The 25,700-nt window shown below is 30.3% G+C and carries 27 protein-coding genes, 1 pseudogene and 1 riboswitch; of the genes and pseudogenes, 8 read left to right on the top strand and 20 right to left on the bottom strand.

Annotated elements, in window-relative coordinates:
- Window positions 1-353: 353 nt before the first annotated feature.
- Both U472_RS11285 and U472_RS11290 read right to left on the bottom strand, forming a co-directional pair.
- The gene (locus U472_RS11285; protein WP_068718522.1) at window positions 354-860 is read right to left on the bottom strand and encodes a glycoside hydrolase family 108 protein; all 507 of its coding nucleotides are present in this window, start codon (window positions 858-860) and stop codon (window positions 354-356) included.
- A gap of 129 nt (window positions 861-989) precedes the next feature.
- Window positions 990-1,496, bottom strand: a complete 507-nt coding sequence (locus U472_RS11290; protein ID WP_068718524.1) for an outer membrane beta-barrel protein — start codon at window positions 1,494-1,496, stop codon at window positions 990-992.
- A gap of 1,373 nt (window positions 1,497-2,869) precedes the next feature.
- Here U472_RS11290 and U472_RS11295 point away from each other — a divergent pair.
- The 8 genes and pseudogenes from U472_RS11295 to U472_RS11330 all read left to right on the top strand — a co-directional run bounded on the left by U472_RS11295 (window position 2,870) and on the right by U472_RS11330 (window position 8,885).
- Window positions 2,870-3,220, top strand: a complete 351-nt coding sequence (locus U472_RS11295) for a four-helix bundle copper-binding protein (RefSeq protein WP_218059069.1) — start codon at window positions 2,870-2,872, stop codon at window positions 3,218-3,220.
- 1,004 nt (window positions 3,221-4,224) lie between these two features.
- A complete protein-coding gene (locus tag U472_RS11300; protein ID WP_141677980.1) occupies window positions 4,225-4,770 on the top strand; it encodes an FxLYD domain-containing protein in 546 nt (181 codons plus the stop codon).
- A gap of 240 nt (window positions 4,771-5,010) precedes the next feature.
- Window positions 5,011-5,781: a M48 family metallopeptidase gene (locus U472_RS11305; protein ID WP_068718528.1), complete on the top strand. Its 771-nt coding sequence runs from the start codon at window positions 5,011-5,013 to the stop codon at window positions 5,779-5,781.
- 106 nt (window positions 5,782-5,887) lie between these two features.
- On the top strand, window positions 5,888-6,319 hold the full coding sequence (locus tag U472_RS11310; protein WP_068718530.1) for an N-acetyltransferase: 432 nt from the start codon (window positions 5,888-5,890) through the stop codon (window positions 6,317-6,319).
- Between the two features lie 151 nt (window positions 6,320-6,470).
- Window positions 6,471-7,538 (top strand): MBL fold metallo-hydrolase, encoded by a 1,068-nt coding sequence (locus U472_RS11315; RefSeq protein ID WP_281201111.1) that lies wholly within the window; start codon window positions 6,471-6,473, stop codon window positions 7,536-7,538.
- A 25-nt stretch (window positions 7,539-7,563) separates the two neighbouring features.
- A pseudogene (locus U472_RS11320) lies at window positions 7,564-7,800 on the top strand (LUD domain-containing protein); the annotation flags it as partial.
- Between the two features lie 249 nt (window positions 7,801-8,049).
- A complete protein-coding gene (locus tag U472_RS11325; protein WP_068718533.1) occupies window positions 8,050-8,358 on the top strand; it encodes a hypothetical protein in 309 nt (102 codons plus the stop codon).
- Between the two features lie 86 nt (window positions 8,359-8,444).
- Window positions 8,445-8,885 carry an NUDIX domain-containing protein gene (locus tag U472_RS11330; protein WP_068718535.1) on the top strand — a complete coding sequence of 147 codons (441 nt, stop codon included), beginning with the start codon at window positions 8,445-8,447 and terminating at the stop codon, window positions 8,883-8,885.
- A 146-nt stretch (window positions 8,886-9,031) separates the two neighbouring features.
- On the opposite strand, the gene U472_RS11335 is transcribed toward U472_RS11330, so the two are convergent.
- The 18 genes from U472_RS11335 to U472_RS11400 form a co-directional block, all read right to left on the bottom strand.
- A complete protein-coding gene (locus tag U472_RS11335; RefSeq protein ID WP_068718537.1) occupies window positions 9,032-9,268 on the bottom strand; it encodes a LysM peptidoglycan-binding domain-containing protein in 237 nt (78 codons plus the stop codon).
- 1,278 nt (window positions 9,269-10,546) lie between these two features.
- Window positions 10,547-10,717 carry a hypothetical protein gene (locus U472_RS16870; RefSeq protein ID WP_176714160.1) on the bottom strand — a complete coding sequence of 57 codons (171 nt, stop codon included), beginning with the start codon at window positions 10,715-10,717 and terminating at the stop codon, window positions 10,547-10,549.
- Window positions 10,718-10,930: 213 nt separating this feature from the next.
- Window positions 10,931-11,095: a hypothetical protein gene (locus U472_RS16875; protein WP_176714161.1), complete on the bottom strand. Its 165-nt coding sequence runs from the start codon at window positions 11,093-11,095 to the stop codon at window positions 10,931-10,933.
- 41 nt (window positions 11,096-11,136) lie between these two features.
- On the bottom strand, window positions 11,137-11,994 hold the full coding sequence (locus tag U472_RS11340) for an ATP-binding protein (protein ID WP_068718539.1): 858 nt from the start codon (window positions 11,992-11,994) through the stop codon (window positions 11,137-11,139).
- A gap of 904 nt (window positions 11,995-12,898) precedes the next feature.
- The gene (locus U472_RS16880) at window positions 12,899-13,048 is read right to left on the bottom strand and encodes a hypothetical protein (protein WP_176714162.1); all 150 of its coding nucleotides are present in this window, start codon (window positions 13,046-13,048) and stop codon (window positions 12,899-12,901) included.
- A 259-nt stretch (window positions 13,049-13,307) separates the two neighbouring features.
- Window positions 13,308-13,463 carry a hypothetical protein gene (locus U472_RS16885; RefSeq protein WP_176714163.1) on the bottom strand — a complete coding sequence of 52 codons (156 nt, stop codon included), beginning with the start codon at window positions 13,461-13,463 and terminating at the stop codon, window positions 13,308-13,310.
- A 179-nt stretch (window positions 13,464-13,642) separates the two neighbouring features.
- Complete coding sequence (locus U472_RS11345; protein WP_218059070.1) at window positions 13,643-14,239, bottom strand: methyltransferase domain-containing protein; 597 nt, start codon at window positions 14,237-14,239, stop codon at window positions 13,643-13,645.
- Window positions 14,240-14,738: 499 nt separating this feature from the next.
- Window positions 14,739-15,167, bottom strand: coding sequence for a phosphotransferase enzyme family protein (locus U472_RS11350; RefSeq protein WP_068718541.1), 429 nt, complete (start codon window positions 15,165-15,167; stop codon window positions 14,739-14,741).
- A 26-nt stretch (window positions 15,168-15,193) separates the two neighbouring features.
- Window positions 15,194-15,679, bottom strand: a complete 486-nt coding sequence (locus tag U472_RS11355; protein WP_068718543.1) for a phosphotransferase enzyme family protein — start codon at window positions 15,677-15,679, stop codon at window positions 15,194-15,196.
- Window positions 15,680-16,147: 468 nt separating this feature from the next.
- Window positions 16,148-16,594 (bottom strand): aspartate/glutamate racemase family protein, encoded by a 447-nt coding sequence (locus U472_RS11360; RefSeq protein WP_083189888.1) that lies wholly within the window; start codon window positions 16,592-16,594, stop codon window positions 16,148-16,150.
- Between the two features lie 57 nt (window positions 16,595-16,651).
- On the bottom strand, window positions 16,652-17,041 hold the full coding sequence (locus U472_RS11365) for a nuclear transport factor 2-like protein (RefSeq protein ID WP_068718547.1): 390 nt from the start codon (window positions 17,039-17,041) through the stop codon (window positions 16,652-16,654).
- A gap of 676 nt (window positions 17,042-17,717) precedes the next feature.
- Window positions 17,718-18,842, bottom strand: a complete 1,125-nt coding sequence (locus tag U472_RS11370) for a peptidase S7 (protein ID WP_068718549.1) — start codon at window positions 18,840-18,842, stop codon at window positions 17,718-17,720.
- Window positions 18,843-18,986: 144 nt separating this feature from the next.
- Window positions 18,987-20,390, bottom strand: coding sequence for a BamA/TamA family outer membrane protein (locus U472_RS11375; protein WP_068718551.1), 1,404 nt, complete (start codon window positions 20,388-20,390; stop codon window positions 18,987-18,989).
- A gap of 339 nt (window positions 20,391-20,729) precedes the next feature.
- On the bottom strand, window positions 20,730-20,966 hold the full coding sequence (locus U472_RS11380) for an ABC-ATPase domain-containing protein (protein ID WP_068718554.1): 237 nt from the start codon (window positions 20,964-20,966) through the stop codon (window positions 20,730-20,732).
- A gap of 17 nt (window positions 20,967-20,983) precedes the next feature.
- The gene (locus tag U472_RS11385) at window positions 20,984-21,880 is read right to left on the bottom strand and encodes a radical SAM protein (protein ID WP_068718556.1); all 897 of its coding nucleotides are present in this window, start codon (window positions 21,878-21,880) and stop codon (window positions 20,984-20,986) included.
- Between the two features lie 304 nt (window positions 21,881-22,184).
- The gene (locus U472_RS11390) at window positions 22,185-23,519 is read right to left on the bottom strand and encodes a GntP family permease (protein WP_068718558.1); all 1,335 of its coding nucleotides are present in this window, start codon (window positions 23,517-23,519) and stop codon (window positions 22,185-22,187) included.
- A gap of 243 nt (window positions 23,520-23,762) precedes the next feature.
- Complete coding sequence (locus U472_RS11395; protein ID WP_068718560.1) at window positions 23,763-24,614, bottom strand: sugar diacid recognition domain-containing protein; 852 nt, start codon at window positions 24,612-24,614, stop codon at window positions 23,763-23,765.
- A 159-nt stretch (window positions 24,615-24,773) separates the two neighbouring features.
- Window positions 24,774-24,862, bottom strand: a riboswitch (cyclic di-GMP riboswitch).
- A 457-nt stretch (window positions 24,863-25,319) separates the two neighbouring features.
- A complete protein-coding gene (locus U472_RS11400; protein WP_068718562.1) occupies window positions 25,320-25,499 on the bottom strand; it encodes an aspartyl-phosphate phosphatase Spo0E family protein in 180 nt (59 codons plus the stop codon).
- Window positions 25,500-25,700: the final 201 nt, after the last annotated feature.

A 25,700-nucleotide genomic window follows, 5' to 3' on the forward strand; every position in this document is an offset into this window, starting at 1 on the left:
TAATTGCCAGGGACGATGGTTTAAAGAGCAGAATATTAATATAGAAGGAATACTTGGTAAAAATTTAGATGAAATCAAAGGTAAAGTATATAACTTATAATTTTATCTAAATAACTACACTAGAGTATTAAAAGGTGAAACTGTTAAATTCAAGTTTGAATGGTCAGATTTCAATCAAAAAACCTATTATTTTAATACATCATTATCACCAATTAAAGATAACAATGTTATTGTAGGAATAATTGGAATTAATAATGAGATTAAAGAAAAGAGAAAGACTAGTTCAGCTGCTATTTAGATAAAATAACCATTAAATTTAATGGTTATTTTATGTCTCCCATATTTTAGATTCTTTATAATAAGGTCCTCTTTAGCCACCCTCGAATGAACTTCTTTTGACTATTATCTGCTTCACAGATAGAGATATACCTTTCTCCTTGTAAGATATTAAGTAATTGTAATAATTCAAAAATATAAGGAGAGTTATTAACTCCACTTAAGGTATTAGGTCCAACAATACCATCAACTGTAATCTCTTCAGTAGCTAATAAATTATAAGCACGCTGTAAATTAGAAGTTGCCCTCTTAGGACCAATATTTACCGCCTGCTCAAAGCATTCGATAGCAATATCTATATGTTCAATCTCATGATAATTTAGATTAATCCAATAGTTTTGATAATAAATCTCTTTGGCTTGATTTAGGCTTAAAGCCTTCATATCTCCCTGATAGCCATTCTTTCTAGCCACACTCTTAGAGATTCCATATTTAGTCTTACCTCCATAATCATCCTCATCATCAGAGTACTTTCCTTCAAATCTTAAGACTTTTTGAAAGGCTTTTTCAAAATGTTCATTCACAATCAATTATCACTCCTTTCTTTATTAATATATATGATAATCCAATTAAAAAATTAGAGTTGTAATCAATATAAAGAGAAAAAGCATCCTTAAATTTAAGGATGCTTTTAAAGTTAACTATTGTAGTTATTAAAACTTATAACCTACTCCAACCTCTAAAGTATGAAAATGATAATGATCATCTTCAATAAGCCCTAATATTCCTGCTCTTAAATCTACCTTTGTATCTAAATTTATCTTCAATCCCAGTTCATACATTAAAGATAAATCACTCCTTCTTTCAGATAGATTAAGTTCATAAACTCCAGTAATATCATTATTAATCTTATGTGAACCATTGATTCCAATAAAAGGACTATTCTCAGTAACTCCACCTAGCAATGCAAAGTTATTATTAATTTCATACTTTGCTCCTAATCTTGAGATTGGATCTCCCATTGTACCTATCAATGCTAGTTTAGGACTAAGACCATACTCACCACTTAATTTAAGTCCATAATCACTGACCAGCATTCCTGTAATGACTCCATGATTTTGTACTACACCTGGACTATTTAAAGCATAACTTATACCAGAGAATCCTGCTATAAATATTGCTATTAAAAGAACTGCGACTAATCTCTTAATTGTTAACATCCTCTCTAAAGTTTGATTATAATTAAGTAGAAACAAATATAGATTATAAAATATCTACTACAATTATAACTCTTTTTTAGAGAAAAAGCTTAGGTAAATAGAGGTAACTAAGGGTAAAATTTAACTATGTAAGTTGACTTTATAATCTTCACAAATCTCTTTATCTTAGGTTTAAGCTCATCTCCAATCCCCTTACTATTCCTTAAAACCAGTCTCCTAATTTATTAGCAATATCTCTAATCTTAATTCCCATCTTTTTACCTCATTATTAAGGGGTTTATTGTTAATTTCATTAGATAAATAAGCCTTTGTCAAACACCATAGAGTCGGAGATAATTGGCAAATTATAAGTTTCTTTATCTCCCTAACAGACCTCTTTAAAATTTACTAATAGCAGCTTATATAGGTTTGTAGTTCCAAAATCAAATTCAAATATAATTTTATAAATAAAGTGTTTTAGTATTAAAGTGTCATAATCTCACCATAAAGAGTATAGGTAATAAGATAATATTGACCTTGGCATTAGTTTCTATAGTAGCTTTTGCTTTAATTACCTTAATTTCGAACCACATTATGTTACAGAAGTCACTTCAATTCTGATAGAAATTCTTCAAGAAATTATAAATTTAAAAAATAACTAATTATTAAGCCTTAGCTCTAAACTAGATCAATTAGCATAAACTCTGTACCTGTTTCAGTACCTATATTCAGCTTAAACTTCTCTCTTATCTTTAACTGTCCCCTTCACTTAGATTACAATTAAATAGAGCTTACGTTCACTATCATGACGATAAGTAATCGGCTCTCCTGCTCAAGGTCTAAATATAGATCAATATCCTGATTAATCTTGACCGTTCTTTTCTTCATGTTTAGCAAAATAGCCATCGGTATTTTGCTAAGCCTTTAAAAAATCATCAAATTCTTCAAGCACCTTTTGGGATCTCATATCCTCCTTATTACAATAACATTTTTAACATTTGTCAAGAATTTCTTTCTAGTAATACACTCCAACCTTTATAATTTATAAAACCCCCGATAAATTTAACGGGGGCATTAGATATTATCTACTTCAAGAAAGATACTATTGCAAATAATTATATCTACTCAAATAAAGGCATTAAGAAGAATAATAGAATAATTATCCAAATAAATTGATTATCACCATAGTCACCCATTACTTATCCCCCCCTTTTCTCTCAATTTAATATATCATATGAAGCAGAACCTAATATTGTTAATTTGTGATCTAATTTCCAATAGTTATTCTAAGGTAAATTAATAACATTTTAAATTTAATTTCTTAATCACCAACCATATCTTTCCTAAATATAATAATAATGTAATGATTATACAATAAGAGAGGGGGTATTACTTTGCACAGAGACCTAACTCGTTTATTAACAACTATACAAGATTGTGAAATGATTTGTGAAGATATGACTAGTTATGTTATGAGAAGACCAAATTTTCAAACAAGAATTAGACAGTTGGAACTATTGAGAGATTGTGCAGATATCTGTGCCTTAACTGCCAAATATATTGCTAGAGATAGCTATTTTGCTAGAGATATAGCAGAATTGTGTGCAGATATCTGTATGGCTTGTAGCAGAGAATGTGCTAAATTCCCTGATCAGCCCTCACAACATTGTAGTAGAGTCTGTTATAACTGTGCCCAGGAGTGTGAAAGATTTGCTATGGCAAGAGATGCTAGATTCTATTCCTAAGATTAACTTGTGAGTACCGATTTATATGCTATCATATTAATTAATATGGTAGCATATTTTTCATAAATAAAAGACTTTTCTTATAGTTCACTAATTGGTATAATCATGTTATTCAGTCTTTTTAAGATTTGTTTGTTCAGACTTATGGGATATCAAAAAATTCATTAATTTGATAGAAAACAGTTGTAATAAATTATGGGTATTAGATTTTATTATAATTTTATTAGGAATAGAATTTTTATTATTAGGTCTTTATATTTACTAGATTAAACTATTAAGGAGGATGATTTATAAGAGAGAATTTTAAAGATTGGAGAATTAGATTTATAGGTTTGCTGGCATCTAAGCTACATAAGCCTGTATGGCTACTTTACTTTAGTTTCTTCAGCTTCTTTTCTGCTTTTAGATATACGTATCCTTAATTAAAATTTAGGAGTATTAATATCTTTAAACGCAGGATATTCTCTACTCAATAGCCAATAATTATAGTATAATACCTAGATAACCCGTTAAAATTTCCCCTACTTCCTTTAAAACTATCATAACTCTATGATATTATAACATATATAATTTAACTAAATTTATCTAGAGACTAAAAATTGAAAGATGATTTAAATGAAAAGAATATTTTTAATTTTGCTTATTTTAACTTTAAGCTTATTTGTTAATGATGTAGTTATTCATCATCTAGTAGTTTATCAGAATATAAGGTTAAATATGAGATAATAAAAACAAATGCTATAGGTATTACTATTATGATGAAAATGTAGAAGAAGTAACCTTGGAAGATGTCACTTTAGCATGATCACATTCTTTTACTGTAGAGAAGGGTAAGACTGCTTTAGTAAAGTATAGTAGAGATACCAGAGATAAAACTATAATCAGTAGACTTTTAATTAATGGTAAATTAAGAGAAAACTCCACTGATAAACCAGAAGGTTTTAACTTGGTAGTTAGAATATTTGATGAAATTTAATAAATATAATGATAACTAATATTAAGGAGTGATTAACATTAAAAAGAAGATAATCTTCTCTATAATTCTTTTTATTCTATTGCTAACACTAACAGCTTGGGCTAAGCAACTCTTCTTTATCAAAGTAAACCAAGAGAAATTAAGAATTGAACCAAATGGAAGAGCTATAGCTACTCTTCCTAAAAATACTCAAGTTGAGATAATAGGTTCAACTGACAAATGGATTAAGGTAAAAGTTGAAGGATGGATATCCAAGGAATCTATATCCAATGACCTACCAGATGATAAAGATGAAAAGATTATAAGCCCTGGATTCGTCTATAGAGCTATCAAACTAAGAGGAAATAATGGCAGAATTAATATTAGTGGAAAATTAACTAATCAAACTGGTAAAGACTATCAATTAACTACTTTTATAATTAGATTATACAATAATTCAGGTTCCCCTATTGGAACTAGTTATATACACATCAATAATTTTGCCAATAATCAAACTAAGCCATTTAATGTAACTACAGCTGGCTACTTATCACAAGTAGATGATTATAGTATTGAATTTGAGGGTGGAATCTAAAAAGCTCATTATTTTAGATAATAATACATTGAGGTTTTTATTTTGACTTAATCGCGAAAATTGTAGTATAATATAGAAATTATATTAAATTAACTCCCTACCTTTTAAAAATATAAGATCTCTATGATATTAATGCCTTAAATATCATTATCTTGATTATGAGGCACTAATGTAACAAATATAAGTTATACGCCATCGCAATTTTAATGATATTAAAATAAACCTAAAGGAGAATTAATTATGAGATTTGAAGTTAATCCGAAGGAAAAATTGTATTTTATTTTAATGCTTGTCATCAGTTTACTTATATATGTAGGGTTAGTTTTTTCAATTATTGGGATTTTTTATTTATTTCTGTTTGGTATGATGGGTTTTGTCTCTCATGGTTTATATGTTGGACATATTAGAGGAAATGGCATAAGAGTTTCAAACAAACAATTTCCTGAAATCTATCAAACAGCTGAACAACTATCAAAACAGTTAGGCTTAGAAAGAACACCTTCAATTTATATTCTAGAAGCTGGTGGACTGTTAAATGCATTTGCAACTAGATTTTTGGGAAGAGATTTTGTTATTATCTATTCTGATGTATTAGAATTAGCATATGAAGAAGGTGAAGCAGCAGTTAGATTTGTTGTAGCACATGAGTTAGCACACCTTAAAAGGAAACATTTGAAGTGGCGATACTTATTATCTCCAGCTATGTTTATACCTTTCTTAGGTTCAGCCTATTCTAGAGCTTGTGAATATACATGTGACCAAATAGCTGTTCAATTAGCACCAGATGGAGCAATCTTTGGACTTTTAGTTCTAGGAGTAGGAAAAAAGATGTATAAGAAGATCAATTTAGAAGAGATAATTAATCAATCTAAAGAAGAAAGAGGATTTTGGATTTGGTTATCAGAAGTTTCTTCTACACATCCAAATTTGACAAAAAGATTGAGTAAAGTATCTAGTGATAGACTTTTGGTATCAAATAATAAGTATCTATCAAGCAGTTTAAATATTTAAAATATTTACTTATGCGATGGCGTATAATGATAAACTTTTCCTAACTAACAATATAGAATAGAAAAGAAACTGAAGTTCTTAGCTTTAAGGAAAGGAAGATGATCTGATGATAAGAAAAAGCACTAAGGATGATATCAATAAAATAGTTCAGCTCTGGTATGAAGTATCCTTAAAAGCACATGATTTTATCGATAAAGAATATTGGAAAGCATCACAGCAGGATATGAAAGAAGAATATATCCCATTATCAGATACTTATATCATAGAGGAAGCTAATCAATTAAGAGGATTTATCTCAATGGTAGATAACTATCTTGCAGCATTATTTGTTGATAGTAGATTTCAAAGTAGGGGTTATGGAAAAAGGTTATTAGACTATGTTAAAGAAGATAAAGAATATATAGAATTAAAAGTTTTCCAGAAAAATAATAGAGCTTATAAATTCTATTCTACAAATGGATTTACAATAGAGCAAGAATTAATCGATAAAGATTTAAATGAGAAAGAGTATTTAATGATATGGAAAAGTAAAGAGTAAGCTAAAGATTCCATTATACCTAATTAAGGAGGTCATAACACTGTCAAAATTAAAAAACACAATTCTACCAATCATATTAATCTTTATATTATTAGCCCTATTCATCCCTACTCTCTCCTTTGCCCAGGAACAGATACTCAAAATTCATTTTATTGATGTAGGACAAGCTGACTCTACCCTAGTTGAGCTTCCCAATGGAGAGAATATGCTAATAGATGCTGGCAATAATGATGCTGGTAACTTGATAGTTAACTATATCAGAAACTTAAATATTAGTAAGATTGATTACCTTATTGGAACCCACCCTCACGAAGACCACATTGGTGGCTTAGATAATGTAATCTCTAGCCTCAATATATCTAAGATATATATGCCTAAGGTTACTCACACTACTAAGACCTTTAAAGATGTTTTATTAGCAGCTAAAAGAAAGAACTTATCCATTACCCCCGCTAGAGCTGGGCTAAATTTAATCTCTAATAATAATTTAAAAGTTGATATTATCGCTCCAATAGGAACTAATTATCACGAGCTTAATAATTGGTCTGCTGTAATTAAGGTCACCTATCAAGATACCTCCTTCTTATTCACAGGAGATGCTGAGGTTGATTCTGAGCATGAGATACTGGCTTTAGGGGTTGACCTTCATTCTAATATATTAAAGGTTGGGCATCATGGCAGTGCGTCTTCTACTACCGCCCTATTCTTAAGAAAAATAAATCCTAAATATGCGATTATCTCAGTTGGTCAAGATAATAAATATGGTCATCCTGACCCAATAATTATAAATAGACTTAACCTACATGGCGTAAAAATCTATCGTACCGATAGACAAGGTACTATTCTAGCTATTAGTGATGGTAAGAAAATCAAGTTTAATACCGTTCCTATTGCTATGACTGATACTAATAATAACTCAGGTAGCAAGATACGGATAGCAAGTGTAGACCTTAAAAAAGAGATAGTAAAGATTCAGAATACACATGAAAGTACTATAGATATCTCAGGCTGGAAGCTAGTCAGTGTTAAAGGAGGACAAAGTTTTATCTTCCCTCCTGCTACCATTATTAAGGCAGGTGCTATTATCAAAATAACGAGTGGTAAAAATGCTAAAAGTGGTCCTAATAATCTAAAGTGGACAGACAGTTATATTTGGAATAACGATGGTGATCCTGCTAGGTTGTATGATAAAGATGGGAAGTTAGTTGGGGAGTATTGATATAAATTTTAGAAGCACAATAATTGTAGCTAGCAGAAATAAAGTAGTTAAAGATTTAGAAGAAGCTGAAAAGAGAGTTAAGAATATAGCAGCCCCTATTGATGCAAAAAGACTTAATAAAAATACTCCATGTACCAAAGCTGGATATTGTGTAGACTGTAATTCAAAGGACAGAATATGTAATAATATCACAATAATAAAGAGACAGCTTAAAAAAGACAGAATTAAAATTATTATAGTTGATGAAGATTTAGGATACTAAAATACTTCATCTAATATATTAAAAAGTAAACACCCTCTACCCTTCGAGATCTTTTATCATGATAACGACGTCATAAATGCTATGAGTATTATATAATCGCTAATTTAATATAAATAAAGAAGAAAATCATAATGTCAGATAGGATGTTAAATATAAATACTAAATTTAGCTAATATACTCCCCTACTCTATCTTACTAGTACATAGTATAAATTCTAATATTAATAAAAGTCAAAGGAGGAATCAGCCATTGAATAAGATATCGATTAAAAAAATATCCTTTCAATCCCTGATTAAATTATCTGCTCTTATTTATTCATCTTTCGATACAATTATTGGAAGTATAGCCTTGCTAGGTAGTTTATTAAAGCTACCTGTTAAAACTACACTTGGATTTACTACTTTCCAAGGAATTTCGGTAAGAATAGCTTCTTTTTTTCTTGCTCCAATCATTTTTGGATTATTAGGTATTGGATTAGGAATTATCTCTTATTATCCTTTAAAGCTAATATTAGGGTTATTTAAGGTTCTAACCATTACTGGGGACTTTAATTATTAAGTAAGTGTAAGAAATATATATGGAATTAAAAGTCCCCTTACTCTATTAGTGATTATATTTTATTAACTTAAAAGAGGAGTGATTTAATGCAATATCCTGAGCCTACTGTTGGAGCTATTATCTTTAATCCTGATAACAAGATACTTCTTTGTAAATCTCACAAGTGGGATAATAAGTATGTAATTCCTGGTGGACACATCGAATTAGGCGAGAGCATGGAAGATGCTTTAAAACGAGAAATATTAGAAGAAACAGGATTAGAAATATATGATATCAAATTAATAAGCTTAAAAGAAAGCATTTATAGTGATAATTTTCATAAGCAAAAGCACTTCATATTCATCGACTATATATGTAAAACCGATTCATATAGTGTAACATTGAATGAGGAAGCACAAGAATATAACTGGGTAGACTTAGATGAAATTGATAACTATAAATTAGGTGGATTTACTAAAGAACTATTAACAGAATTAAAAAACAAACAAAACTCTAAACATAAAACAGAAATTTTTTATAATTATTAATCTCTAAACTCTAAAATATATCCATCATAATTGAAAATTAATAAGCAATAAACCACTTGTTAATTTAGATAAGCAGTTTATTGCTTATTTTGATCTAGCCTCCTAAATTCAATGTTATTCTAGTTAAATTTCCTTCTAATCTCAGTTTAATAGTATGGACAAGATCCTCTTCTTCGTCCTCTTGCTGGAACACAGATAATTTGACCAGCTCTAAGTCTATCTGGGTTAATATCTGGATTCAATCTCATTAATTCATCAACTGTTGTATTAAAGTATCCTGCTATTGAATAAAATGTATCCCCTGCTCTAACTATATATTCCCTTGCTCCTCTAGGACATCTACCACGGCGTGGTGGTTGCTGATAACGACGATAGTCACCCACAAAATCACTCCTTCCTCTAATTTGATATACATTATTATATTCAAATCAGCCTCATATGTTAATTTACTCCAAAAATTCTTCTATATATACTCACCAAATCTAAAGTGGAATAAAAACAAAGTAGCCTCAGATTAATTAACACAAACGCTCTGAAGAAGACTTTTTTTGTCGACTGAGGAAGTAGTCTTGAAATAATAAGAAACCACGAATAAGAGCAGTAAAAAGATACAATCTTAAAATATTTATAAGTTTTAAGGGGTTCTTTTAATTATTTATTAATACTAATTCATGTAGATTCACCCCAAGAGTACTTCCTCAGAGAAATCTCTTCGGTTTTGAAAAGATAACCCTTCGCCAAATTTTAATTTTTATTGTCCCACTCATCATGCAGTTTTAAATTAAGAATATTTATTGTATAACATTATCTATTATAGTTAATCCTAATTTATGGATTTGTATTATAATCTAAAAACTGAAAAAAAGGTACTAAAATAATTTATCAATTTAGAAATAATACGTATATATATTATTAGCTATATTTTTGACGAATATATATTCATTATAACCTAAATAGATAAAAAAGATATAAGTATTAAGTTATTTAATTTTTATCATTATAATAATTACCTTTCTATTATAGTATAATAACAAAAGTAGGAAGAGAATTAAAATAAAAAACACTTTAGATATTGGCTAATACCTAAAGTGTTTGGAACTCTCCTATAAACCCTTCACCAATGCTTTAACAAGTCATGATAACTTGTTAATTATATTGAGTAAAATTCTGAGGATGTCTAATATAATCATAATTAATTTTAACCATTTCATATATTAGGACCCCCTTTCCATAGTATTTAGGAGGTTCCATAAGTAGTACCCAAGATGGTTGGGTGCTACTTTTATTATACCATTTTTTAAATTTTATAACATTTTTTACCTAGAGGTGATATAATTTAATATTCCTCTAATGATAATTATTTCATAGTACCCCTTATATTGCTATCATGAGATTTACTTACCCTTCCAGCTACAATCTCAGCACTTTTACCAAAAGTAAAAGTACCTAATATAGGTTTGATTATACCTCCCAAATCTGGTGAATACTGAATTGAACACTAGCTATATCTGTATATTTAGCAATTGCAGGAGCTATTATATAATTATTGGTTAAGATAAGCACATAGATTCCTACTAGAGATAATATAGTAATTGGTCTCCAGCTCTCTAATAACCAATTATCGCTTTTGGCATCTGTTATTAATATTTCTGTCTTTGACTCTAATTCTTGCTTTTGACCTCAATTAATTTATTGGTCAACTCATTTTCTATTACACTTATCTTTTCTTTAGCCTGCAACTTCTCTTCTTCAGAGGTATGGAAGTCATCTATAGTCTCACAAAATGTGTCTAAGCCATCTTTAATTAAATTCCCTATGCCTAATATATCCATCTTAACACCTCCAGTATTAATAAACTATTATTTGCAGCTGATCTTAAGCTAAGACCAGCTACTTAAAATGAATAATAACTAGGTGCCTCCTCCTCTTGATTTTTAGTTTTTGCCTTGAGTTATTCCATGCTCTAGTCTATACTAATCTAGGAGTTATGAGCCTGTCTTTCTCTGCCACTTGGTCTTTGATGGATACAGGGTAGTAGATAATTTTTACTTACCAAACTTAATGATAATCTCATCACTTACATGATAAGGTCCAATCAAGTCTTCTTCTTTGCAATCAATAACTTCGATATCCTCTCTACCCTTTAATTCCTTTATCAATTCTTTAGTTGAAAGTTCTTTGAAAAAATCTACTTTAATTCTTTCTCTCATTCTTTTTTCCTCCATTTCTCTAGTCATAAACGACTAAGTTTTTAGTAACTATCTTCTAACCTTCTTTTAAGCCCACTAATATTCTTATTCCTCAAATCTGTTATCAATTCGCCTTGCTTGGCTCTCATATCTATTCCACCCACCTTAATTGGCTCTCCATTTTTGCCAATTAATTTGCTGACATGATCAAGAGCTAGTCTCTTGTTAAGATAATCTAAATCTCCTGTGGAATTGATAACTGTTGGTTTCTTATTCTCAATTCTGTAATTGATAATGATAAAGAGCTTGTCTATTTCATCTGCTCCAAACCTTTCAGCATTTAGATTGTCTATGATTAATAGATCCACTAATTTAGCAGAAGTAACTAAGTCACTGGTATTCTTGTTTGAATTGTTATAGGTTACTTTGATATCCTCATAAAACTCTTTGGCTACTATATTGATGGCTGTATAGCCTTTCTTGATTATCTCTTGTCCAATAATATGACTTAATAAAGTTTTACCTCTGCCACATTTACCAACCAAGGTCAACCCAATACCCTTCTTCTCATAAATATCAAAATTTTCAACATAGTCCATTGCTGCTAGCTTGGCTTCTCTCTTACCTGCTAAACTCTTAAAATCAGCAAAGGTCTTGCCCTTAAACTCCTCTCTTATCTCAGCAGATTTGATATTCTGCTCATACCTCTTCTGCTCTTGTTCCTTTTTAGCCTTAATCTCCTTCTCTTGTCGACACTTACAGTCTTCTGCAGTAAATTTACCATTAACTTTGCTTACTATTATCTCCTTATCACAACAGAGCTGGCAAACAAATTGGGATTTATCTACTCTCCCATTTTGCAACTCCCATATCTGCTTATATCCAACCTGTTTAACTCTATCTATTCGCTTAAAGATCATCGATTGTTCTTCACCTTCTTTACCTCCTCTTAAATTTTTCTTTGGAATCTCTGCTAAGCCTTCCTGAACTTCAGCGATAAAGTAATTTACTTGTTATAAGAATATAGCTTCATTCAAACCTATTTCAACTGCTAATTCTGCGTTAAACATTTTCAAATCCTTTTCATCTATTAGACATCTAGTATTAGCCACAATACAACCATCCTATTTTGATTGAGAGGATAACCAAAGCCACCCCTTATAATTTCAACCTAAAAACACTAATTCTTTACATGGATTGCATTCTTTTGCCAAATTATAATTATATTATATCATAAATTACATCAATTTCAAAAAATTATAAATTTATTATGTATATTTTATTTTTCTCATTATTTATATTTATTTATTTCAATTATATAAAACTAACTAAATATTCTTATATCTCCCATAAATTGTGCTAAATAATTAAGTATTCAAGCTCAGACCTTTTAGCTGGATTAGTATCAGTTATCATCTTCTACATCCATCACCTTTTTATAGTTTGTAAATCTTCTGGAGCGGGCGTTATAACCCAACTCATATTAAATTTATTCTCTTGCTCTTCTACACTTAAAAAATCTGATTTCACAACTTCTATATCAAAAAGTTTAATTATAAGCCTTCACTTCATTAAACCACCTTAGCTAAACCCTTATCACCAAGCTCTATATTGTGTCAGTTATTCTCTGAGTTTGACCTATATCAACTAATAAGCATAGACCTAGCTGCTTACTAATCAATTCATCATCTATTACCTCTCTTTTATGAGGTGTAACCTGATACTGAATAAGTCGTATAGCTAAGATGATTTTTCATCTATCACTGATAGAGTCATTAATAAATTTAAGGATTACTTTACGGTCTCCATCAATTTCATACCTCTTCAGATTACCCTTTCTAATATCACGGAAAAAGTATGAAGATGGTTATTATCATTCTTTAAGGTCCTGATTCCTCCATCTTTACGAACTTGTACGATTTTATGATAACCTTTACTGATACTCTTCAACATTTCAGTTAAGTTTAGTTCCATCCTATCCACTCTTCTTAATTGTCTTTGACAGTATAGTTAATCCCATTGACATTGCCAATAGTATCTGCTAATTTATCAATCAACCCTTTAATATCAAGGTAGTTCAATCACCTTGATATCTGTTTCACTATCTGTTATAATTAAGAAAGAATATATTAATAGTGAAGCAGCAATTATTGCTGTGGCTATAGACTTTTTCATTAATTGACCTCCTTTCGAGGTACATCCCAATTTTACAAAGAATTAATAGAAAAAACACCTACTTGTGGTGAGTAGGTGTTTTTTCTATTTGCCTTGAGATGTACCCCTTCTTCAAATATTTTTTACGATCCTCTGTCCTAACCTCATCAAGATTTAATCCAATACCATCAGCTGCTATATTAACAATATCGATACAATGCTTGAGATCATCCATCTCTTTAAGCATCAAATCAAGGTTTCCTTGCTAAATACAGATCTACAGTATTATAGACATTCAAAATACCACCATATCTATTTATTGTAGATTTTATTTCAGTTTCAAATTGCGCCTTGAAGGATATGATGATCTGAATAGGTATTTAACAAACACACATAATCCTTTCCATAAACCTTCTAGATTTGATGGAACAATTTAAACTCTACCTCTATGAAACCATACTTTTTAATCGTGTCAATTCTCTTATTATAGATCTCTTGATCATCTTCAATCAGAACCTTATTTGATGGTCTATATTTATTGTAGATAGATTGAATTTCCTTATAAAGAGGATCATCCTCTCTTCCAACAAAGGGACGATTCCAAAAAAGAGCAATCACACCGCTACTCTTAAGTAAATCAAAGACCTTGGAATAACCAATCTTTTCTGGAAGCCAATGAAATGCAGTAGCTGAATAAACTAAATTAATACTATTAGGGTCACATTTATAACCTTCAAAGGAGACATTCTCAATGTTAAAGTTATTGTAACTACTAAATTTATCTATTGAATAGGTTGCTAATTTATCTCCCAATTCAATTGCTGTAACTAAGCAACCTGTTTCTAAAATTGGTGTAGTTGCTTTACCAGTTCCTATCTCAATTTCAAGTGAATGTTTCTTTAAATCCAAGTTTGCATAATCAATAATCTCCCTAAACAATTCTCTAGGATATGTAGGTCTGAACTTATCGTAATTTTCCACATCTTCATTAAAGGTCATTCTCTTACCCACTTGATTCACCCCATTAAATAGAATTAATATATTAATTATCACTTCTTTTGAACAATAATCAAAAATCTATGGCATTTAACATCAATATAATTATGTAAAGAATATAACTTATTATTATTTAATACTGTTATAACCTACACTCCTTACTTCTTATTAATCTTCATCTTCTCGCCTTCCTAATTTAAAGACAAAAAAACCACAAGTCACGAAGACCTGTGGTTTTAAAGATAGTTGATAGTTACATAAATATAATTAATTTGATTTAGTATCTCTTGCCAGGTGGGTCGTGAAAATTTATTGATTTCTAAACGGTTAAATTGAAAAATCTTTATGGCTAATAGTATATAAATCATAGTTCACAACCCCCTTTTGCTTATATTATTTTATATTTTATTCAATTGTATATATAGTATATATTCACCATTAACTACATGTCAAAGTTTTAATTATAATTTATGTAAACCACTTCAATTTTTCTCGTTATTCTCTTTTAATTTTGTTATTCTAAATTCTTAAGAGCATTCTTGATTAATCCTTTATTCCCATATAACCACTTTAAAACCTTCTGATTATATCTAGCGGCATCAATCATATCATTATCACAAGAAAAGCCAATGAAAATTAATTCTATTGAATATAGTATATAGATCAAACTACCCAGCTCTTCCTTAGTTAATTTATTCTTCATCCCATAACCCTGTAGTAATTCAATGAATAATTCTAACCAAACTTCTCTTTTCTCTCTATCTTCAAAACCTGCTATCAGTATACTAGTAGCACAATAACAAGGGTCAAATATCCTTACTGTCTTTAAGGAGAGTTCAAAGTCAATAAAGCCAGATAACTTCTTACCTTGAAAGAGAATATTTCCAGGGTGAATATCCCGATGGATTATCTGCTTAGGTAAGGTCTTATAAATTGGAATCATTTCCTCTTTAAACTCTTCAATTATCTTTAAAAAAAATCATAATCAAAAGCATCTTTATTCTGCTTAACAATATTTTTAACATCTTTAAGAATATCTTCTATCAAATTACTCTCTTCATACTCTTCAAGCTCTATCATCCTCAAGTAATAATGCAATTCCCCTATTGCTTGACCCAATAAATTGGCCCGTTCTATACACTCTCCGTCATAATGATTAGCAAAGCTATCCCCTTCTAAAAATGGATAGCACACATAGTTTATATCTCTTTCTGCTAGGTAATACTTCCCTTCTTTTGTAGGCAACGGAGCAGCAACAGGTAAATTTTCCTCTAACAGAGCTAATAATCTATTTTCTTTCTCTACCTTTTCCGGACAATTCTGTTCCTTTAAAATATAATTCTCATCTGCTTCATTAGTAATTAAATATACTTTATTAGCAAAAGAATCCAGTTCTTTAATAAAGGTTATCTTGCCAAGATTCCAATTCTCTGTAACTAAACTTTCTTTATTCATTATTAGTCCTCCTAAAATTTATACTATGGAATCTATCTTATCAATTTTATCCATTACCTTTTCTAAACACCGAACTACTTCCAGCCTATCTTCTATACTTTCTACCATATCAAAGGCTAAATATAAAGCTAAACTAATAATCTTTACCTTGAGAAATTCTCAAATAACTTTTCATCAAACTCAAATTCTGGTCAAATCTCAAAATAGACTTGTAAATCTTCTCTTCCAATCTTTCAACCCTGTAATTCAATTTCCGTTATATCTGACCAGTAGCCCTTTTAGCTGTTTCCCATTAACTTTTTAAGCCTGTAGTCATGGACCATCGAAATATTTATCAAAAAAGCCTACCAGTATTTGATTAACATAAAGTGCCTTAACTATCTTCTCTGAATATTGATTGCTGATTTTATGAACTGAGGATCAACCTCCCTGTTTGATTGGTTAATCTGTATGGATATACTCTTGATCTTAATAATTAGGTACAGCTGTCTTTACCCCAAATCTTAATAGCTCCTTTTTAAAGAAGTCCTCCTCCATAGTAAATTTATTTCCAAGTAACCCTACTCTCTCCATCTTCAAATCCTCTGCTCTCTTTGCTGTCTCTTCAACTATACTGATAAGGGGGATTGATGATAAATTTTTTGCTCTATCAAATATAATATATAGTGTATTTGCACCAATTGCTGCTAAATTAGCACTTGCTTTATATCTCTCTTCTATAGCAGATAAAAGATACTCTGTTAATTTATCAAAATTCCTTCTAGCCACCATACCAAGCAACCTATTTACATTCAGAGAGTTAGTCAAAATTTCGGGATACTCTTCTTTCCCCTTTAATCGCTGATAATACTCAATAATTAACTTATAATAATCAATTGTTGACTCTGGTCTGGTCCTAAGCCTCCAATTAAACAGAACTTATTTGCCATTTGTCTACCATCCCCTTTTTAAGTTTAATCACTAAGCATAATTTTAATTATCTCCATATGGATAATAGTTGTCTGCTTCCATTTGATACTCTCTCATCTCTTTTATCAAATTCCCTTGATACTTAACTATACTACTTCCTTTAAAATGATACTTATCACTACCTACAAAACAAGTAAAAATCCATTCAAATACTCCTACCCTAGATTCCAAATCATAATAGCCACTCTTAATCTCCCATTGGGTTACTTTATTTCCTTCATTCTCCCAATCACTTAACCATCTCTTTATCTGTTCTATTCCAGCAAATTTTTGACCATTAAATTCAGTAATTACAGAATTAGAATCTAAACATCCTAAAATCATAGCTTTATTCCACTCTTTCCATCCCTCTGTGTACTGGCGGAAAAGTTCTAACATATATTCTCTTTTCAATTTTCACTCCTCCTTATGAAATAAGTAACGTGATTATCTTCCTTACACTCTATATATGTAGAATTTATTTTTTCGTAATAGATTAGTACTTAAAAAGATTTTAAGGATTTAAAACCAAAGAATATATTAAACGCAGATTGAATACTGACTAAAAGATAAAAAACATAAAGTTATTAAATTTTTTAAGTCAGATTTTAGTCTGTGTCAAAAAAGATTTTGATTTATATCTTTTATTAAAATCATTAGTTCAACTTATATAGATTAGTAAATTTAAAATAAGTTATTTTCTACTACTTTACAAGCAATTATTAATCTAGTAACATGATCTTAATTTTATTATTTCTAAATTTATTTCTTTATAATTATAGAAAAACCTCTATCTTAATACTAAAATCCCAATTAAATCTAATAGATAATAAAAAAATAGCAGTAGGAACCTCTCAGCTCCTACTGCTATAGTTGAGTTATTTATAAATAACTCAACTATTGGATGGTGAAAGAATAGACTATTCATTATAAACCTATTGAAAATCTATTCGGAATTCCTTCAAAACAGATCCTCTTTTGGGGATAATGAACATATATCTATTATACCTCTATCAATATTCTGTTTAGAATATCTAATATTATTTTGGTAACATTATTCAATTCTTAATTAAATGTATAAGCTTAAAACTTATAAAATCTTAATCGCTTTGGAGAGTTTAGTATACTCTTTATCGATATCATGCATCATGTTCCTATACTTAATCTCTTCATCTACAGTCTCTGCTTCACTATACATATCATTGGCATAACTATATTCTTCATCTAATTTAGCTATTTTAGAGCTTACCTCAATAACTGTCGCTCCTTTAACCTTACCCTTCTGGTCATGTCCTATAGCAATGATTGGTCTACCAAATAAATCTGGACCATTCTCAGCATCACCACTATGCATTACTCCAGTTCCTCCAGGATGGGTATGAACAATTACTGTCTCTAAGGGAATTTTTTTACTATAGACTTCAAAGGTTGAAATTCCAGTGATATTGGTATAACTTGAAGAGAGCTTCCTACTTGGAACATAACCAATTCCTCCAATTACTATTTCACCAGCTTTTATTACATGACCATCTACTACCTTGGCTATAGTACCTACCTCTACACCTTGTTCTATCTCCATTGATCTTTTAACTAACTCCTCTACTAAAGCCTCATCTATAGAGTTAATTTCTATAGTATCTACTCTTAGTGAAGCCTTGATTTTATTTAGATCAAAAACCCTCTCTGGAATATCTACTTCAGGTAACTTTTGATAGAATTCTAAAAAATCATGTCCTAAATTATAAATCTCCTGTACCAAAGCATGCTCCTCTTCCATAGTCTCAACCATCAGCTTCTTTAATTCTAGATCTTCCTCATGGCTGATTAGATCAAAGATTCTACCATCTGGATAAACAACACCTATCCCAGATTTCCTCCCCATCTTGACCCCAATCTTGACGATGGGAATATTCAATAAGTCGACTCCTGTTGGATGCTCAATAATCCCCGTAGAACCTGGGTCAGTCTTAACTAATACCGCATTTTCAGGTAAGAGGTTGATCAATTCAAATAAGGTCAAATTATCTTCAGTACTAATCTTAGATAAGACCTTCCGTAAAGAGACACCTTCTCCAAAGACCATCTCTGAGGCAGAATCTATATATCCTTCAGAATTGATAAAACCAATCAACCCTGCTATCCTCCCTTGCCCTAACTCCACAGTCTTATCGACCAATCTATCTACAATAGATGTAGCAATTCCTTTTATCTCCATAATATATCCTCCTGTCTATAACTATATAACAGATAATACTTCTCTATCCTTATAAAGAAGTCCTTCTAGCAAATATAGATAATAAGTATCACTAAAAGAAGAAAGTCCTGATAATTTGAATCATCAGGACTTTTATATTATTTACTAGAAGGTTTGACCAATATTCATTCTAAATTGTACTCCCTCTTCAGAAGCACCTATATCAGTACGAATTATTACATGTTCATTGAAGAAATATCTAACTCCTAAACCTCCTGAATAGTGCATATCTTTAGTAAATAAATCCTTATCAAAGTCAGCACTTACTCTACCTGCTTCAAAGTAGATATTCCCTTGTAAACCATTTAAAATATGATCCATTGGTACTCTTAATTCTGTTTGATATAGCACAGAATTATTATCATAGAAGCGATAGTAATTATAACCCTTCATTGTATCTAAATCACCCAATAACGACATATCAAAAAAAGGAGCATAAGTGTAGACCTCAGCAGTTGGGTCTCCAGTTTCAAATTTACGCAAAGCACTTCTTTCTTCATCTATTCTCTTCTCTCCAGTAGTAGATTGGGTTCTCATTCTAACTGCTAAGGTTGAATTCTTAAATACTGGAAAGTACTTTCTGAAATCTAAGGTATACTTCATATAATCCCAATTGTTCTCATCATCATGACCTAATAAATCTAAGCTCTTCTTAACCTTACTAATAACACGGTGCCCTTCTCTTGGATTATTCTCATTATCTATTTCTTTATTCTCCCAAGCTACAGAGATAGTGTCTGATTTATAATCTTTAACCTGACTGGTCAACTCTTCATAATGGTACTCACCAATAATAGCATTATTTTCATTAATATCATAAGTTAGATTCAATCCTAAGCTATTATTCCACCCATGATATAATTGATATCCATCTAATTTATCTCTATTCTCTGAATTCTGTAACACATCTAAAATTTCTTCTTCTTCATCACTTAAATATGCTTGTCTTAAATACGCTTCCTGCTGTTTTGATAGTTTTCCAGTAGCAGCTGCGAATACAAGATTTCTCTTAGTATTCTCAAAAGGATCAAGCACTTCTGTATTATCTATATTCTTATATTGATGCAAAGCCTCTATATATTCTGCAGGAATCTCTTCATTAGAACTATCATTACCAATAGCACCATTTTTAATATCATTATATTTAATCACCTTAAGATTTGCACCTAAAGATAACTTATCTCCTAAAGGATAATCTCTTAAATCATTAAAAGAAGTAATCATGCCACTTCCTGGAGCATACATAATAACTGAAGTAAGTTTTGTCTCATTATCAAATAGGTTTGTATTATAATAAAAATCTCCTATCATAAACCCTGCTTCATTTATGTAATACACAAAAGGAACATTCTTACTTTCAGCATCAGCATCGACCATATATATCTCTTTTATCTTATCAAGCAAAGAGACTTCCCCTAACTCCTCTCCATATACAGTTGTATTTACAGATACTATTCCTAGCAAAGCTACCATAAACATTAACACAAAATTCTTAATGTAATTCTTCATAATCTTCCTCCTTGATTTTTTAGTGTAATTATAGGTCTTATTCCCTAGTGGGCTTAAATAGCACTTTAAACCTAAGAAAAAAGGATTCTAGCAAGTGTTGCATCTTGAATTTAAAGAATATAAAATCTTTATACACCTATTATCTATCCTTTTAATAAAATTCCATTGCTACCAAAATACTAAAACAACAGAATAATTATATCAATATATCTTAATAATGTCTAATTTATTATAGACCAATTAGGCAAAGATAATTGTTAAATCCAACTATTTTACCAAAAGATAGCTTTATATCTTTAAAGTTCAAGACTACCTATCAATCTGGCGGATAAGAAAATCTTAAGTAGCATGAATACGAATCTTCTTTCCAAATAACCAAACTGGAAATTTAGCCTCTTCTTGTTTAATGTTAATAAAGACTTTGGAAGGAGTAGCAAAGGGGTCACCTTGCACGTGAGGAATTGTAAGTTGGAAGTAATTAAAATCATATATTTGATTTTCAATACCTTTATAGGCTTTATATCCCTTTCCATCAATCTCTTCTAAAATCTCATATAATTTATCTTTACTTAACATATTAATACCCCTTATCTTTAAATTAAGTTAAGCCCAGCATTTTTGGCAAGCTTTATAGCATAATCAAACTCTGTTGAAGTAATACGGCGGCTAATCTCCTTATACTCTTTAGCTTTATATGCTGGGTAGTATTGTTCCATAATATTTACAGAAGTGTTTGGTGATAATTCTTGAGCGATGAATTTTATAATCTCTTCACTACCTGCTAGATCTTCTGGTAATATTAAATGGCGAATGATTAATCCTTTGGTAGCTAGACCATCTCTTATCTGTAAATCCCCTACCTGTCGATGCATCTCCTTTAAGGCAGTCTTAACAATGGTCATATATTTTTTAACCTTTGAATACTTTAACCCAATCTCTTCATCAGCATATTTAAGATCAGGCATATAGATATCAACCACCCCATCTAAAAGTTGTAATGCTTCTAAATCGTCATATCCCCCTGAATTATAAACAATAGGAATCTTAAGACCTTTTTTAGCTGCTTCGAAAGTTGCTGCTAGAAGAGAATGAATCATATGACTAGGAGTAACAAAGTTAATATTATGGCAACCCTGTTTCTGTAATGAAAACATAATTTGAGCTAATTCCTTCTTATCAACCTTATCTCCAGCAGGAACTTGGCTTATATCATAATTCTGACAATAGACACATCTTAAGTTACAACCGCTAAAGAAGATGGTACCTGACCCATAACTGCCAACCAAAGGTTCTTCCTCTCCAAAATGGGGTCCAAAACTAGCAATCCTAATCTTATCTCCAGTTTTACAATAACCAAGCTCACCCTTGCTACGATCAACATGGCAGTGATGGGGGCAGAGAGTACAATCCTGCAATATTTGATAAGCTCTCTCTACCCTTTCTTCTAATTCCCCTGACTTATACAAATCTATATATGATGGTTTAATCATCTGTTTTAGCTCCTCAGTAAATTTGATAATGTTAATTGATTAAGTTCTTAGTCTTAAATTAGTATTCCACTTTGGTAGAAAGATAATAAGGATTAAAACAAATATTTTAATATTTATAATAATTCCAATAATTTATAAAAGTTATTAAAGATAGAAAATCCCTATAAAGTAGATTTTTTTATTGTCTACTTTATAGGGATTACATGTTAAATACTTTAGTATAGACTCCTTCACCAAATCATCTATAATTCTTTTCTTACTATTTACTTTTAAGATATTCACCTCTTTTAAATAAAGACATCTATTAAATAAATATTAGAGAAAGAATATAAACTGTAATTATCGCTGTTATACCTTGGATAAGTGTCCCCATAGAATGGGTTTTATAAGCAGTAGATGTATCCATATTAGAAAATTGACTAACAACCCAAAAATAACTATCATTAGCATGAGATATAGTCATTGCTCCAGCACCAATTGCCATTACTACTAAGGATTGAGCCATACCTGCATCCAATCCCAATTCAGGTAAAAGCGGAGATAATAAAGAAGCTGTAGTAACTAATGCTACTGTTGAAGAACCTTGGGCAGTTTTTAAAGCCGCAGCAATAACGAAAGGTAAGAAGATACCTAAATTATAATGTGCTAAAGTTGTCCCTAAATAACTTCCAATTGGAGTTGCTTTTAATACAGCCCCAAAAGCTCCACCAGCACCAGTAATCATAATTATAGAAGCAGCATTTTTTATCCCTTCTCCAACCCAACCATTAAAATATTCACCATTCAATTCAGGCATTAATCTAAAGCCTAAGAAAACCCCAATTAATAAAGCAACTGTTGGATCACCAAAAAAGTCAAAGAATAACTTAAGATTTCCTGTTCCTAAAATATGTGCAGGAAAATCTACAATAGATTTTAAAGTTATTAAAATAATAGGAATAACTATTGGAGCAAAAGCATCAAATCTACTTGGTAACTCCACATTCTCTTCTTCTACTTCTATTTCAATATCTGATTCAATATAATAATTTCCAGCAAATTTAGTTGCCCATAAATAACCAGCTCCAATGGTAGGAATAGAAACTACCAGTCCTAATATAATTACCATTCCCAAATCTGCCCCCAATGTTCCTGCAGCAGCAATTGGACCTGGTGTTGGAGGTATCAAAGTATGAGTTGCATATAATCCTGATGATAAGGCAACAGCCATTGTAGCCATAGAAGTTTTAGATTTCTTAGCCAAAGACTTATTAAGAGAAGATAGAATAACAAATCCACTATCACAAAAAACTGGAATTGAAACAATAGCCCCTGTAATAGACATTGCTAAAGCAGATTTAGCCTCACCAATGAAATCTAGAACAGTATTAGCCATAGTCAACGTACCTCTTGACTTCTCTAGTAGTGTTCCTATAATTGTTCCTGCAATAATTACAATACCTATATAACTTAATATACCACCAAAACCACCAGTAACAGTCTTAATAACATCTAAAGGATTCATTCCAGAAAGTATTCCTACTCCAAAAGCCGCTAATAATAAAACTAAAAAAGCATGCATTCTAACCTTAGCAGTCATTAAAACAATAAAAGCTATAGCCGCCAATAAAATCACTATTAACAAAGGTCCTTGTACCATAAATAATTCCCCCTAATATTTTTTAGCTTGTCATATCAATTCTTAATTTATTTACTTTAAATTATTTAGATATGAATCAAACTCTTATTTAAGCAATTCATCTTTCATTAATCATATAAAACTAACATCACTCATTTCCCTATACTTATTTGAACTTATAAATAAAAATAATTCAAAAAACCTCTAAACTACTCTTCACCTCCCTTCAAAATCAGACTACTTACTAATAAGAAATAGAATTACTTACTTAATTAATTCAACTACTTTTCTCTCAATATTTATTATATTATCTTTTATGTATTGTAATGTTTCAGCTTCTTTCTTAGTTGTATCGGAATTTTGATAAATACTGTCAGATATATTAGCTATTAAATCCTTTATTTTAAAGAGTTCTTCTTCTATCTTCTTAACTGAATTGGCTGAATTGGATGAAAGATTACGTACTTCTTCAGCAACTATGGCAAAACCACGCCCCTCTTCTCCAGCTTTAGCAGCTTCTATTGAAGCATTTAATCCTAGTAACCTTGTCCTCTTTACAATATCAGTTACTAATCTTAAAATATTATTGATCTCTTCAATTTGACTCCTTATCTTTTGAGACATCTCCTCCATATAACTACTATTTGAAGCTATCTCTTCAGAGCCTTCTACGATCTCTTGAATAGCTACTGAAATATCTTCAATTTGCATAGCTATTTCTTTATTTAACTCTTCTTTTCTTCTATTAGCAAAATCCTTCTTTATCTCTTCGGTAACAATTATTGCTGCCAGTTCTTGTAATGGTTTCACCTTTGAAGGTTCTCCAGTAATCCCAATACATCCTATCCTCTTTCCATCTAGTTCAATCGGTCCATTATAACCAGGTAAGACCCCTTCTATATTATTAGCCTCTTCAGCTGTAACTGCTACATAATCCACTTCCCCCTCCATTATCCTTTTTGCACTTTCATGAATAGTTCCTAACCTCTCAGGCTGTTTAGTAGCAATTATCTTGCCACCTGCCCCCATAAAATTAACATTATTTCCTGTTACCTTGTGTAAAATATCAACAATATTCTTAGCCTGTTCTTCAGTTACCCTATGATTCCAAGACATTACTATCACCTAATCCCTTTAATTTTCATAAATTATTGATCTTATCTAGAGTACTTTTAGAAAAATTATCTCTTCTAACAAATAAACTGATCCTTAAAATAAAAAAACTATTCCCCAAAATATGAAAGGAATAGCATAGAATGATACCTCCTAATCACTTTTGGTAATCTGGCAATCATAGTATAAGATTATACCTTAGACCCTCAGTTTTGCGACCCTACCTTTCGATAAGTGTGCCTTTTTCAAAAAATGAATTATTATAAACTTTTTAGTCTACTCTACTTGTGAAATTAAAATATATAATAGTCTCTTTAAGAATATCTTATATTGGTCATTTTTTGCAGAACAATCTACTATTTAATTATTATTTTATCAAGATATGACATTATTTTCAACTAAAAAATATCATATAGCTCCAAATTACACCAATAATTGAAATTACCACATTAGCATTTTTAACCAAATATTTATTATTATATGAAATTCTTTATATAATTACATTAATATAAAATTATATAAATTTTTGCGATTTAATTAAATATATACCTTGTTTAAATAATTTTATTCTATAAATATTTATAACATAGGGCATTATAATCTTTAAAATTATTTTTTTAATCAACATTATAACTAAATAGCAGTGAGGAGTACTATTAATAATACTTCTTACTGCTATTTTTAATATCAATATAATAAACTTGTTAATTAATTCATATTCATATACTCAACTATCTTTAAATCAAGTTGTCTACTCAATCTTTGAACCTCTTGATGATATAAATCCCCATTATATTTAATAATAGTAGTTAACATTTTTTCTCTCAACTCTTCAATACTATTCAAAGAGAAATCATTCTCTTCTAGTCCTTTAGAGTTCTTATCCATAATGGCTTCACCCCTTTACATTCAATATAGTATCTAAACCACTATATTCAACCGTTAAAACTCTTCTTTCCAATCACTATAGTCTCGTGAACTTAGACTGAAATTTTCCAGTATCAATATTTCTATAAAAGTTTTATAATTATATTAAGTTATAGACAAAAGTTATATGTTCTAGATACTATATTGGATAAAATTCATTTT

It is taken from the genome of Orenia metallireducens, from assembly GCF_001693735.1.
Classification (GTDB): domain Bacteria; phylum Bacillota; class Halanaerobiia; order Halobacteroidales; family Halobacteroidaceae; genus Orenia; species Orenia metallireducens.

Excerpts from the sequence above, each read along its gene's own strand:
- U472_RS11355 (WP_068718543.1), bottom strand. The coding sequence starts at position 15,679 with ATGAATAAAGAAAGTTTAGTTACAGAGAATTGGAATCTTGGCAAGATA.
- U472_RS11350 (WP_068718541.1), bottom strand. The coding sequence starts at position 15,167 with ATGATTCCAATTTATAAGACCTTACCTAAGCAGATAATCCATCGGGAT.
- U472_RS11330 (WP_068718535.1), top strand. The coding sequence starts at position 8,445 with ATGCAATATCCTGAGCCTACTGTTGGAGCTATTATCTTTAATCCTGAT.
- U472_RS11400 (WP_068718562.1), bottom strand. The coding sequence starts at position 25,499 with ATGGATAAGAACTCTAAAGGACTAGAAGAGAATGATTTCTCTTTGAAT.
- U472_RS16885 (WP_176714163.1), bottom strand. The coding sequence starts at position 13,463 with ATGGATGATCTCAAGCATTGTATCGATATTGTTAATATAGCAGCTGAT.
- U472_RS11290 (WP_068718524.1), bottom strand. The coding sequence starts at position 1,496 with ATGTTAACAATTAAGAGATTAGTCGCAGTTCTTTTAATAGCAATATTT.
- U472_RS11310 (WP_068718530.1), top strand. The coding sequence starts at position 5,888 with ATGATAAGAAAAAGCACTAAGGATGATATCAATAAAATAGTTCAGCTC.
- U472_RS11395 (WP_068718560.1), bottom strand. The coding sequence starts at position 24,614 with ATGTCTTGGAATCATAGGGTAACTGAAGAACAGGCTAAGAATATTGTT.
- U472_RS11340 (WP_068718539.1), bottom strand. The coding sequence starts at position 11,994 with ATGATCTTTAAGCGAATAGATAGAGTTAAACAGGTTGGATATAAGCAG.
- U472_RS11305 (WP_068718528.1), top strand. The coding sequence starts at position 5,011 with ATGAGATTTGAAGTTAATCCGAAGGAAAAATTGTATTTTATTTTAATG.
- U472_RS16880 (WP_176714162.1), bottom strand. The coding sequence starts at position 13,048 with ATGGAACTAAACTTAACTGAAATGTTGAAGAGTATCAGTAAAGGTTAT.
- U472_RS11390 (WP_068718558.1), bottom strand. The coding sequence starts at position 23,519 with ATGGTACAAGGACCTTTGTTAATAGTGATTTTATTGGCGGCTATAGCT.
- U472_RS11375 (WP_068718551.1), bottom strand. The coding sequence starts at position 20,390 with ATGAAGAATTACATTAAGAATTTTGTGTTAATGTTTATGGTAGCTTTG.
- U472_RS16875 (WP_176714161.1), bottom strand. The coding sequence starts at position 11,095 with ATGAGAGAAAGAATTAAAGTAGATTTTTTCAAAGAACTTTCAACTAAA.
- U472_RS11380 (WP_068718554.1), bottom strand. The coding sequence starts at position 20,966 with ATGTTAAGTAAAGATAAATTATATGAGATTTTAGAAGAGATTGATGGA.
- U472_RS11385 (WP_068718556.1), bottom strand. The coding sequence starts at position 21,880 with ATGATTAAACCATCATATATAGATTTGTATAAGTCAGGGGAATTAGAA.
- U472_RS16870 (WP_176714160.1), bottom strand. The coding sequence starts at position 10,717 with ATGGATATATTAGGCATAGGGAATTTAATTAAAGATGGCTTAGACACA.
- U472_RS11370 (WP_068718549.1), bottom strand. The coding sequence starts at position 18,842 with ATGGAGATAAAAGGAATTGCTACATCTATTGTAGATAGATTGGTCGAT.